Origin of the sequence: Xanthomonas vasicola (assembly GCF_000772705.2) — a bacterium.
In the GTDB taxonomy this organism is placed as follows: domain Bacteria; phylum Pseudomonadota; class Gammaproteobacteria; order Xanthomonadales; family Xanthomonadaceae; genus Xanthomonas; species Xanthomonas vasicola.
On sequence record NZ_JSBW02000090.1, the window covers coordinates 1 to 11,799 of the forward strand.

Here is an 11,799-nt window from a genome sequence, read left to right on the forward strand (position 1 = left end):
AAGCCGAAGAGGCGGCTGGTGCGCGAGCGGCCAGAGCCGTTGGCGGTGCCGGAGACGATCAACCAGTTCTGGTCGATGGACTTCATGCACGACCAGTTGGCCGATGGTCGCAGCTTCCGGTTGTTTAACGTGCTCGACGACTTCAATCGCGAGGGTCTGGGGATCGAGGTCGACCTGTCGTTGCCATCGGCCCGGGTGATCCGCTCGTTGGATCAGATCATCGAGTGGCGCGGCAAGCCGCGCGTGATTCGCTGTGACAACGGCCCGGAGTACATCAGTGGCGCGCTGCTAGCCTGGGCACAGCAGCGCGGCATTCGGATCGACCACATCCAGCCGGGCAAACCACAGCAGAATGCTTACGTCGAGCGCTACAACCGTACCGTCCGCTATGCCTGGCTGGCCACAACGTTGTTCGACACCATCGAGCAGGTTCAGGACGAGGCCACACGCTGGCTATGGACGTACAACCACGAGCGCCCCAACATGGCGCTGGGCGGCATCACCCCAGCGATGAAATTGGCGATGACCGCATAGCTCCACTTTTGGCGACCGCTAAAAGCGGGGGGATTACCGATGCTGCTCAATGGCCTCGGTCATCGCCCATGAAGCTGTGCACTTGGTACTTGGCAGCCCACTTTCGCTTAGTCTTCAGCAAAACTACGAGGGCGTCGCTAGATACTTGCAGCAAAAATGCTTTGGCTGCGGATCTGCCTTTGAATAATATTTTCAAATACCTACTTATCTGTTTTGCGGGCAGCATATCCATGCTAACAACAGCGTGTGGGCGAGGTGAAATCGAACCGCCTACGCAAATTAGCGTGGGCAGCGATTTTGGCGATCTTGGAAAATTTCATAATTGCCAGGCCATTGCCAGAAGACAACTCTCCGGCATTGAGAAGTGTGAAATTAACTTACTCAAGAAAGAGTGCACCCCTTCTGCCGATTGTCTGATCACATGCCAATCCAGTCCGGATGGACATAAGGTAGGCGGAGGTTGCTACCACCTCTGCTTTAGTACTGTAACTGGCCACAACTGGAGCGAAAAACCTAAAGCTGATTTCAGCAGCTGCGACGCCCAGTCAAAATGAAATAAAGGATATTACGGAGAACAGAAAAATCCATATCCATATCCATATCCATATCCGTAGCCGGCCACAATGTTCGCGGTTGCGCGCAGTGAGCTGAATTTGAGAACCTTCAGGAGCTCTTTTGCGGATAAAAATCGCAACGGATCGCACGATCAGGATATTTGCCCTGGCCGCTGGTACGACAAAGCTTACTTTCATCTGATCCTACTCCACTCATTTTGCGCAGTTGACATCCCAAGCAATCAGTAGCGATCTCTACCTCAAGGAGCGTAGGAACTCCATGCATAGCGGTACCCACCTCCGTCAACCCGGTGGGTTTTTGTGCCTGCTCGCAGGCGCAAGCCGACGCGATGCCTGCGTCGGGAGGGCGGCTAATACAACACTCCTTCGGGAGGAATATGCCCGCCGACTATGCACGGTTTCTAACCTCCCGACATCCCGTCGCCGGCCGGCGACGGTGCCTGTTCTTCGAAGGAGGCGTTGTTATGGCAAATATATCGATACTGCAAATGGGTGAGCGTCACTCCACGGTGCTGGCGGAGGTGAGGAGATGAGCCGGACGCGGTCTCCAACCTCGAAGCGGTCCAAGCCAGATGCCAAACGCACCGCTACCGCCAAGCAGCCTGAGCGCGCGATCGATGCACAGCCCATGCGGCTGGTTCCATCGCCCACGTTCGACGTGGACAACCTCGACTTCGACCGTCGCCCCAGGCGCCGCGTGGACGATCTGCCACCGCGCCCGCCTCGTAAGTCACGCACGCCCACGCGCTGCACGGTGGGCTATGCGTTCTACGATGCACAACCGGGCCGGCCACACAGCCAGCGGATTCCCAGCGTGCGTTTGCGCGGGTTGTGGCTGGAGCAGTTGGGGTTTGTGGTTGGCTGCAAGTTACAGATCACTGCGCGCGCGGGCGAGTTGGTGGTGACGGTAGTGGAGCACTGAGCTGGGTTTTGGATTTGGTTATTGGCTGGAGGCACTGCTGTGGGAGGGCGTTATGGGTAAGGCCGTCTCGCCCTGGTCCGCTCCTTCGGAAGTGCTTGGCTGGTTATCGATGGAACGCCAGTGTTGCGATCACGCCACGCTCCTGCCCTGGCCGTACGCTGACGCGCCAGCCGTACAGATCGCAAAGCCGACTCACGATCGACAGACCAATGCCGCCGCCTTGCGAGTGACCTGCATGAGTGCCGCGGTAGCCGCGTTGGAACAGCTTGGCGGCGTCTTCTTCGCTCAGGCCGGGGCCGGAATCGATCACTTCCACTGCATCGCCCAGCACGCGCACGCGCACTTGGCCGTCCTGGGTGTACTTGACCGCATTGCCGATCAGGTTGCCAAGCGCGACTGAGAGCGCGGATTCCGGGGCGTCGATGACGAGATCGCGTACGCCCTCCAGTAGCAATTCCAGTGGTTTGCCGCCGAGCTGTGCACGGTGCGAGTCGATGAGTTGTTCGGCCACCTTGGCCACATTGCTGCTGCCCTGGCCGCGCTCGTTGCGCGAAAGCAGCAGCAATGAGCCGATCAAATCGCTGCATTGCTGTTCGGCACGCTGGATGCGTTGCAGCCGCTGCAACACCTTGTCGTCCAGGTTGGGCTTGGTCAGCAGCAGCTCGGTGGCACCGCGGATCACCGCCAGCGGGGTGCGCAGTTCGTGGCTGACGTCGGCGTTGAATTCGCGGTCGCGCTGCACCACTTCGGTCAGACGCGCCGAGTAGTCGTCCAGCGCTTCGGCCAGCTGGCCGACTTCGTCGTCCGGGAAATGCGCCGCCAGTGGCTTGGGTTGGCTGGTGCCGCCGCGATAAGCGCGCAGGCGTGCAGCCAGATCGGAAACGGGGCGCATCACCTTGGACGCAGACCACCAGCCGATCAGCAACGAAAACCCGCTGAACACCAATACCGACAAGACCAGGGTGCGCTTGAGTTGGATCTCGCCCTTCAGCGCCTGGGTCATGTCGTAGGCGAGGAAGAACCATTCGCTAGGTGTTTTGCGCACCGCAAGCTTGTACGAATAGGTATTGCCGCTTTCGTCCACGCCGGTGATGGTGTGGATGCCGTCGGGCAGCTGATACCACTCCGGTTGTTCGCGGCGTAGCGCTTCGAACTTGTCGCTTTTGACCACGCGCCCGCGCATCTGCTGTAACGGCAGATCGGGATTACGCATCGGATCGGAATAGAAGCGCTGCGCGAAGGCGTCGATATTGCGGTTCATCACGTCTTCGACCAACTGGTTTTCCACGCGTGAACGTGCCCAGTTGGTGGCAAAGGCGAACAAGGTCGTCAGGCAGAAACCCAACAACACGAACGACAAGATGATGCGGCTGCGCAGGCGCCGCCGATAGCGGCCGCGCGTGCGCGCCGGCCGCGCGTCGCTAGTGCTTTCAGGCATCGGGCGAAGCGATGCGATAGCCGATACCGTGGCGGGTCTGGATCATCGGCACATCGAACGGCTTGTCGACCACGGCACGCAGGCCGTGGATATGTACGCGCAGCGAATCCGAATCGGGCAGCTCTTCGCCCCACACGCGGGTTTCCAACTCCTGGCGCGTGACCACCGCTGGCGACGCTTCCATCAGTGCCTGCAGGATCTTCAATGCAGTCGGGTTGAGCTGCAGCAGCTTGCCGCGACGGCGCACTTCCAGCGTATCCAGGTTGTATTCCAGATCGCCGGTTTCCAGCACGCGCGTGTGCACGCCCTTGCCGCGACGCGATAACGCGTTGAGGCGCACTTCCACTTCCTGCAGCGCGAACGGCTTGATCAGATAGTCGTCTGCACCGGAGTCGAAGCCGGCCAGCTTGTTGTCCAGCGAGTCGCGCGCGGTGAGCATCAGCACCGGGGTCTGCTTGCGCGCTTCGTTGCGCAGCTTGCGGCAGACCTCGATACCGTCCATGCCGGGTAGGTTGAGATCGAGCACGATGGCGTCGAACTCGTGCACCACGGCGAGATGTAGGCCCGTCACACCATCGGCGGCGAAGTCCACCGTGTGGCCACGGTCTTCGAGGTAATCGCCAAGGTTTGCGGCGATATCGCTGTTGTCTTCAATTACTAGAATTCGCACTGGAACCTCATTCGTTAAGCTGTTTTTAGCGCTGGCGCCGAGAAATTTCGTTTCGACTCAAAATGGTCTGATGGCGCCGCTAGGCAGCCGTCATGTCCTGCTTCGTAGTCATCTGCAAACCGAGCACACGCTTGCGCCAGCAATAAGCCGGCTATCTTCGCGTGCCTTGGTCAAAGTTCGGGTGACGAGCTCCTGATCGTTGCGGACGGCTGCCAGTTGCTCTAGCGGCGGCACGTGGATGTCTGGCCGCGTCTCGAGTGCTGCTTCGATCCGCTCAAGCGCCGCGCTCACCTTAGCGCGCTCATCCTGACTGATCTCGGAGTACTTCTCGCCTTCAGCAAGATCGGTACGGACCTGCGCTGCCTGCGGCTTGAACGGCTTGTCCAACTCGAGCACGCCCGCCCAGGCAGGACTACTCACCAACCCCGTTGCGAGCAGCAACCCCGCAACACTCCACAGCTTTGCCATGCGACGCCTCCCTGTGCCTGACCGATTTAACATCTGGCGAATGTAGACGCGAACCCCAACAGCGGCAAGCCGTCCATAAAAAGGCCCAAGTGCGACACCGCACTTGGGCCAAAGTTCATCCCGATCACCGTCACTGCCGAGAGCGGAGCTACGGTCGGGAGAGGCTAGCGAGGCGACAATTAAATTTTAGTTAATTTTTTGGTAAAAATGTTAGCCAGCCCATCGGCGGACCGACTGCTCCAGGTGCTGGACGATCGCCCCGGCCACGTCCACGCCGCACACGCCCTCCACGCCCTCCAGACCAGGGGTGGAGTTGACCTCCAACACCAGCGGGCCGCGTTTGGATCGGATCAGGTCCACCCCCGCCACCGCCAGGCCCAGCGCGTGTGCCGAACGCACCGCCACCTCTCGCTCCAGCTCGGTGGCCTCGGCCACGGCCGCAGTGCCGCCCAGGTGCAGATTGGAACGGAAATCGCCTTCGGCCGCCTGACGGCGCATCGCCGCGACCACCGTATCGCCGACCACGAAGCAGCGCAGGTCGGCGCCCTCGGCCTCGCCGATGAATTCCTGCACGATGAAATTGGCGTACAACCCGCGCAGTGCTTCGACCACGCCGCGCGAGGCGCTGGCCTTTTCGGTCAGGATCACCCCGGCGCCTTGCGCACCTTCGTTCAACTTCACCACATGCGGCGGCGGGCCAAGCATGGACAGCAGGTCCTGGGTGTCGTCGGGGTTATCGCCAAACACGGTGACCGGCATATCGATGCCCTGCGCGGCCAGCAACTGATGCGCACGCAATTTGTCGCGCGCGCGCAGGATGGCGTCTGACGGATTAGGCGTGTAGGTGCCCATGAATTCGAGCTGGCGCAGCACGGCGGTGCCGTAGCGCGTGACCGAGGCACCGATGCGCGGAATCACCGCGTCGAAGCCGGTGATCGGCTTGCCCTTGTAGTGCAGGCTGAAGCCATCGGCGGCGATGCGCATGTAGCAACGCAACGGGTCGAGGATGCGCACCGTGTGGCCGCGCTTGCGTCCGGCTTCGATCAGCCGCCGGGTCGAATACAGCTTGCTGTTGCGGGAAAGGATGGCGATTTTCATCGCGGCAGGCACACGACGCGGCTTGGACATGGGCAGAGTCTGATGACGAAGTGACCCAAGTCCGCACAGTGCAGGCCGATTGCGCGTTCGCGGCAGGCCCGCGTTGTACGCTGCGATCAGGCCGACTGCGACGGCCCCGAGGATGAAAGAGCGAAGTACCGCGACAAGTCCAACAACGCTGTGGCTGCACGGGCTCAACCGGATCGATGCTAGCAGGGCGTTAGCGCGTCGCTCAAGCAATGCACGCGTGGTTGCACAAAGCACTTCGCGCGGACCTCACCCAGATCGCAACCAGTCGGTAGCCTTGCCCCATTGCCCGCGCATGGCCGCAGCCTGGCTCGCCGGCGCGTCGTGCAGTGGCGCGCAAAGTAAACGATCCCGCCGGCCGCCCTCACGCCGCACCCTTGTTGCCGTAACGCGTTTTGCACAGCTATAGACGCAATGCTTGAGGCCCCTCAATGCCGGCGTGCCGGCGCATCCGAGACTCTCCATGCGACGTCCAGCAAGCGCGGCCTATGCCAATCCCTCCCGCATCCGTCAGGGGCGCCCGTTCCCACGCGGTGCCGTTTTCGACGGCAAGGGCACTAATTTCGCGCTGTTTTCCGCGCATGCCACGCGTGTGGAGCTGTGCCTGTTCGACGAACAGGGCAATGAAACCCGCGTCGATCTTCCGGAGTACACCAATGAAATCTGGCACGGGTATCTGCCCGATGCCAAGCCGGGCCAGCGCTATGGCTATCGCGTCCACGGCCCCTATGCGCCGACCGAAGGCCATCGTTTCAATCACAACAAGCTGCTGCTGGATCCGTATGCGCGCGAACTGGAAGGCGACCTGATCTGGTCCGACGAGCTCTACGGTTACACCGTGGGCCACCCCGATGGCGACTTGAGCTTCGACGAGCGCGACAGTGCACCCTTCATGCCCAAGTGCGTGGTGGTCGAGGACACCTACGACTGGGGAGACGACACGCGCCTGCTCAAGCCGTGGAATGAGACGGTCATCTACGAAACCCATGTACGCGGCTACACGATGCGCAATCCGCAGGTACCCGAGGCGGTACGCGGCACCTTCGCTGGCCTGGCCCAGCCGCAGGTACTCCAATACATCAAGGACCTGGGCATCACCGCGGTGGAGTTGTTGCCGGTACACGCCTACCTGGACGACCAGCACCTGCTCGACAAGGGGCTGCGCAATTACTGGGGCTACAACACTATTGGCTTCTTCGCGCTGAAGTCGCGTTACCTGGCCAGCGGTCATCGCGATGAGTTCCGCGACATGGTCAAGGCCATGCACAAGCAGGGTCTGGAAGTGATTCTGGACGTGGTCTACAACCACACCGCCGAAGGCAGCGAGCTGGGGCCGACGCTGTCGTTCAAGGGCATCGACAACGCCAGTTACTACCGTTTGGCGGAAGACAAGCGCTATTACATCAACGACACCGGCACCGGCAATACGCTGAATCTGAGCAATTCGCGGGTGATCCAGTTCGTTAATGATTCGCTGCGTTACTGGGCCGGCGAAATGCACGTAGATGGCTTCCGTTTCGACCTGGCCACGATTCTGGGCCGCGAGCCAAGCGGCTTCGATCAGCGCGGCGGCTTCCTGGATGCCTGCAATCAAGACCCGCTGCTGTCGGAGGTCAAGCTGATTGCCGAGCCGTGGGACTGCGGCCCGGGTGGCTATCAGGTTGGCCACTTTCCGCCGGGCTGGTCGGAGTGGAATGACAAGTTCCGCGACAATGCACGCGAATTCTGGAAAGGCGAAGACGGCAAGCTGGCGGAATTTGCGACCCGCTTTACCGGCTCGGCCGATCTGTTCGATCGTCGCGGCCGTCGCCCGTGGGCGTCGGTGAATTTCATCACCGCGCACGACGGCTTTACCCTGCGCGATCTGGTCAGCTACAACGAAAAGCACAATATCGATAACGGCGAAGACAACCGCGATGGTTCGTCGAACGATGGGTCCTGCAATTACGGCGAGGAAGGCGATACCGACAATGCCGAGGTGCTGCAGATTCGCGAGCGGCAGATGAAGAACCTGTTGGCGACGTTGCTGCTCTCGCAGGGTACGCCGATGATGCTCAGCGGCGACGAACGTGCGCAGACCCAGGGCGGCAACAACAACACGTATTGCCAGGACAACGAGATCACCTGGCTGGATTGGGAAAACGATCCGACCGACGGCCGCCTGACCGACTTCGTCAAGGCGCTGACCAAGTTGCGCAAGCGCTACCCGATCCTGTCGCGCGGTCGCTTTCTCAACGGTCAGTACAACGAAGAAGCCGGCTTGCGCGACCTCACCTGGCTAAACCCGGGTGGCATCGAGATGGACGATGCGCATTGGACCGATGCCGGCGCACGCTCGGTTGGTCTGTTGCTCGAAGGCAAGGCGCAGACCTCCGGCGTCAAGGAACTGGCCAACGACGACACCTTGCTGATCGTCATCAATGCGTATCACGAGGGCGTGACCTTTACCCTGCCCTCCTCGGATGAACCGGTGCATTGGAAGCTGGTGCTTTCGACCGACGAAGCGCTGGAAGTGGACATGATGCCGGCCGGCGCCAGCGAGTTCCTGGCCCCGCCGCGTAGCGTGTCGGTTTTCGAGTGCAAGAGCGATCAATAAGATGTTCTAAGCAACACGCAAACGATGAACGACGCTTGCTGCCTGCCGGTATTTGGTGGGCAGCAAGCGTTTTTGTTTAGGCCGTTGGAATACAGACCACCTTGCGTGCGCTACGCAATGACACCTATGGCACCACCCAAGAAAGAGTGGCGCTAGGTTTACGCTGGACCAAGTTTATCGTTTGCTGCTCGGATGCGGCACTAGAAGTGAGGGACATCCACGCCTCGACATTTCATTGAAAAACTACAAATGCCTTTACCATAGGCGCCGATAAAGTCAACTACTTGAAAATTCCGCACTGAATGCGAAGTCTGAAAACAGCTAGCTTGCAACAATCGATAGTGCTGTAACCGGGAAAAATCCAGCATCTGCCACCAGACGGCCTGCTGTCAACGAAATTTAAAGCGTGCAACCGAACACAACATCTATCGACGATTGGTTATGCGCATGTCGATGCAACAAAAGCCCAAGAAGGCGCTAGTGCGTCAAACATTCGCCAATACATCGAAGCGCAAAGCAAGGCAAGGCAAGGCATTGCCGGATTACTACGCCTTCAAAAAAATGATCGAACGACTCAACCCGGATACAGCGGAAAGCGCTTGTCCGGATGATTGGCTTTCCATTCCTTGTAAGAGCTGGTGCCTTCCCAGGCCTTGAACGCCTTCGGCGTACGGCCACGGCCAGACCAGGTCTCGCCGGAATGCGGAATCCAGTATTTGGCGACGACTTCGCCGGTGGAAGACAACGGCCCTTTGGTCTTGCCGGTCATCGCCAGCGAAGCGATCTGGGATTTCTGCTTGGCATTGAAACGATTGCCGAACTGGGTAAGCACCTCGATCACTTGGTCGAAGGCTTCCAGCGTCTGGGCGTATTTCAGCTGCGCTTCTTCTTGCTCAAGCTTGCGCAGCTCTTCCAGCAATTGGGCCCGAGCGGCGGCGGCGGGTGAAACGGGCGGATCCTGGCGCATTGGCGAAACATAGGGTTTGGGCGGGTCAGCGAGTATTGCCGCTGCGCCGCTCAGCGTAAAGCGCCTGGGGCCATACGGGTCTGCTGGCGCTCAGCGATGGCGCAACAGCGCGTGCTCGCGTGCCATGGTCAGGTCAGGACCGGGCCGATCCGCCCGGCGCGGATCAGTTCGCTGCAGTGCTTGCCGACAAATTTCACTCGCGGCGCGCGAAACCACTGCACCACCCGCTCCAGCTCGCCGGCATTGATGGACCAAGCGTGGTAGACCGCCTCGCCCAGTTCCTCCACCCCGATCAGCCCGAGTTCGTGGATCTGCTCGGGATCGGAGCGAACATGTCCAGCACTTTGCCGGCATTGTCCGGCGTGACACACCAGATGCTTATCTGCTTGGCGAGCCCGGCGCTGTAGGCGATCGACGCCGCCCACGCAGACTTAACACGGCGCATGCCCTTGATCAGCGCGCCGACGAGTTTGGAATGGATGATCATGCCGGCACTATGCGGCGGCGCTAGAGCCGGCTCAATCGGGATCTTCCTGATGCTACGCAAGGAAATTCAGAAGCTTGGAGTCTCGGCAGGATATGGGACGTCGCAGCACCGTCAACGCCGCGCCGGCCTCCCCCGGCAGCAGTGGCCTGGCTCACCGAACAAAAGAAGCGCTCGCCCTTCTGTGGGGAGACGTGCGTCTTTGCGTAGTCGCGCTGGCCCGGCACGTGGAAGATCTTGTTGCCGTTGCTGGAAATATTGCCCTTGATCCTGCAATGGCTCGGTGGCGCCGGCACCGTTTGGCGTGCCGTTGCTGCGCGCGCTTTCTTGTCGTGGCGATAGTCTGCCGGCATCTGAAACGCGCCTTGCCAGAGGTTGCGCCGCTGTTGCTGCGCGATGCGCTCGTCTGCACTGAACGCGGTAGCGTATTGACGATAAGCAACCGCCCAGCCTGATCGCACCATCCAGGCATTGATGGACTGTCCCTGCACGAAGCATTCGGCCACGGTGCGGCCATAACGATCGGTGTCGTTGCGCTGGCAGCGCACCGTTTTATCCAATAGATAGCCGTCCAACGCCGCTGCAGCGCGGCGACCGCACGGCCAGGCGCTGCCATCGTGGGCGGTACACTGTTGCGCGCTCTCCGGCGCATCGATTCCCCACAGGCGGATGCGCTGTTGCGCAACGGTGATGGTGTCACCATCGGTCACCGTCGCACGACCGACCAGTTCCGCAGCACCCGCAGGTAAAGCCACAACCACCAGCACCAGCACCACCATCCACCGTTTCAACAACCTCAACAGCCACTTCCTTTCTAAATCAGCAGACCGCGCTCCGCGTGTCTTGCCTTGTTGCCACTGCAACCGGTCGGCCTGGTCAAGCGTTCCATCGAACCTGACATCTGCGTCGGCAACCAATGCAAACGCAGGGGCCGGCACTGTATGCCAATCTACCGGCGATGCCTATCCTTTTCGCCTCGCTCTTTGTGCATGCTTCAGCCTCTTGCATGCGCAAAAAGAGGCAAGCGGCGCGTTGGATGGCGTGCAGGCAGAAAACGCAGAAACGTGCAGAGAACACGTACTGACTGACGGATTCTGGCTAGCTGCAGCTCGGCTCTATGCGCAGTCGCGGATCGATCAATTTTCCAGATCGCGATAGCAACTGACGCGGAGGATCAACGCGAAAGCGGAAAGGCGTTAATGCCAATGCAACAGGTCAACCTGAATCCAGAGAATGATGCAAACCTCCATATAATCCGAGCATAAACCGCAGGTCACCCCTGAGATTTTTTTATTTGCGATTATCTGCTCTCGCTAATGGAGAGCCTTATGAAATGTGATCTTTTTGACGAGCGCATGCAGTTGATCGATGGCGCCGTATCAGTCCTATCTACTCAGCGCGACATCGTGCGGGCAGGGCTCCGAGAGCTTGGAATATCGGGCGACTGGTCGTCGAGCACTGGAGCGATAACGGCTTACGGACACGAGACTGACCAGGTAGCCGTTTGGTCTTTGATAGTTCAGCCGAAGGCCTCTGCAAACCGCATGCAAGCCTGGCTTGACTCACGACCGGGCTAGACGGATCTGAAGGAATCGAAAAGAGCGAGCGCCAGCAATTGCCGAGCACGCCGAAACGCTCAAACCTGATGGCGCATGAAGCGGGCGATGGGAAGCCCAAGGCAAGGTGCATTTCGGCGCGACCGGGACACCGCCTCATGCGCGATCTCCCAGACGCTCGCTGTGGGCGGGCTTGCTCACCTTGGCGGTCATCTCGTGCATCGCCGTTCTGTGCCGTGCGATCTCCTGGGTCAGTTTTGCCTGCCTCGCCGGGTCGGGCTGAGGTTTGTGCCGCTCCTTGTCCAGGCGTGTCTGCGCCAACTGCATCCGCTTGTACGACAGATGCGTTTGCGCCTTGGCGTTGAAGCTCTCGGCCGTGTGGAACTGCACTTCAAACGTATAACCCTCGGCATCGGTGAAGCTGGCATTGATGCCCCGGTAGGTGCCGTCTCCTGAGGTAAAGT

The 11,799-nt window shown here is 60.1% G+C and carries 9 protein-coding genes and 3 pseudogenes; 4 read left to right on the forward strand and 8 right to left on the reverse strand.

The window, feature by feature from the left end:
* From NX05_RS19800 to NX05_RS19810, 3 genes are all read left to right on the forward strand, one after another.
* A partial coding sequence (locus NX05_RS19800) for an IS3 family transposase (protein ID WP_053012908.1) occupies window positions 1–534 on the forward strand: 534 nt, incomplete at its 5' end.
* Window positions 535–713: 179 nt separating this feature from the next.
* Entirely contained in the window at window positions 714–1,088 is a 375-nt protein-coding gene (locus tag NX05_RS24025) for a hypothetical protein (RefSeq protein WP_126922731.1), read from the forward strand.
* Window positions 1,089–1,638: 550 nt separating this feature from the next.
* Window positions 1,639–2,031, forward strand: a complete 393-nt coding sequence (locus NX05_RS19810; RefSeq protein WP_039432901.1) for a SymE family type I addiction module toxin — start codon at window positions 1,639–1,641, stop codon at window positions 2,029–2,031.
* A 103-nt stretch (window positions 2,032–2,134) separates the two neighbouring features.
* On the opposite strand, the gene NX05_RS19815 is transcribed toward NX05_RS19810, so the two are convergent.
* The 4 genes and pseudogenes from NX05_RS19815 to rimK form a co-directional block, all read right to left on the reverse strand.
* Window positions 2,135–3,469 carry a sensor histidine kinase gene (locus NX05_RS19815; RefSeq protein ID WP_039432900.1) on the reverse strand — a complete coding sequence of 445 codons (1,335 nt, stop codon included), beginning with the start codon at window positions 3,467–3,469 and terminating at the stop codon, window positions 2,135–2,137.
* Window positions 3,462–4,139 (reverse strand): response regulator transcription factor, encoded by a 678-nt coding sequence (locus NX05_RS19820; RefSeq protein WP_003490678.1) that lies wholly within the window; start codon window positions 4,137–4,139, stop codon window positions 3,462–3,464. Before NX05_RS19820 ends, NX05_RS19815 begins: the two co-directional genes overlap by 8 nt.
* Before the next feature lie 79 nt (window positions 4,140–4,218).
* Window positions 4,219–4,640: pseudogene (locus NX05_RS24285) on the reverse strand (hypothetical protein).
* A gap of 177 nt (window positions 4,641–4,817) precedes the next feature.
* Window positions 4,818–5,705 (reverse strand): 30S ribosomal protein S6--L-glutamate ligase, encoded by an 888-nt coding sequence (gene rimK / locus NX05_RS19830; RefSeq protein ID WP_026112187.1) that lies wholly within the window; start codon window positions 5,703–5,705, stop codon window positions 4,818–4,820.
* A gap of 490 nt (window positions 5,706–6,195) precedes the next feature.
* Here rimK and glgX point away from each other — a divergent pair, with 490 nt between their 5' ends.
* Entirely contained in the window at window positions 6,196–8,328 is a 2,133-nt protein-coding gene (gene glgX / locus NX05_RS19835) for a glycogen debranching protein GlgX (RefSeq protein ID WP_039432899.1), read from the forward strand.
* Window positions 8,329–8,902: 574 nt separating this feature from the next.
* Here the strand turns inward: glgX and NX05_RS19840 are convergent.
* The 4 genes and pseudogenes from NX05_RS19840 to NX05_RS24290 form a co-directional block, all read right to left on the reverse strand.
* Window positions 8,903–9,295, reverse strand: a complete 393-nt coding sequence (locus NX05_RS19840) for an H-NS histone family protein (RefSeq protein WP_010363844.1) — start codon at window positions 9,293–9,295, stop codon at window positions 8,903–8,905.
* 90 nt (window positions 9,296–9,385) lie between these two features.
* A pseudogene (locus NX05_RS19845) lies at window positions 9,386–9,782 on the reverse strand (hypothetical protein).
* A 111-nt stretch (window positions 9,783–9,893) separates the two neighbouring features.
* Window positions 9,894–10,558, reverse strand: a pseudogene (locus NX05_RS19850) (thermonuclease family protein).
* 933 nt (window positions 10,559–11,491) lie between these two features.
* A partial coding sequence (locus tag NX05_RS24290) for a hypothetical protein (RefSeq protein WP_053012913.1) occupies window positions 11,492–11,799 on the reverse strand: 308 nt, incomplete at its 5' end.

Bases quoted from the DNA above. Each gene is read 5' to 3' on its own strand.
- glgX (WP_039432899.1), top strand. From the start codon at position 6,196: ATGCGACGTCCAGCAAGCGCGGCCTATGCCAATCCCTCCCGCATCCGT.
- NX05_RS19815 (WP_039432900.1), bottom strand. From the start codon at position 3,469: ATGCCTGAAAGCACTAGCGACGCGCGGCCGGCGCGCACGCGCGGCCGC.
- NX05_RS19810 (WP_039432901.1), top strand. From the start codon at position 1,639: ATGAGCCGGACGCGGTCTCCAACCTCGAAGCGGTCCAAGCCAGATGCC.
- NX05_RS19840 (WP_010363844.1), bottom strand. From the start codon at position 9,295: ATGCGCCAGGATCCGCCCGTTTCACCCGCCGCCGCCGCTCGGGCCCAA.
- rimK (WP_026112187.1), bottom strand. From the start codon at position 5,705: ATGAAAATCGCCATCCTTTCCCGCAACAGCAAGCTGTATTCGACCCGG.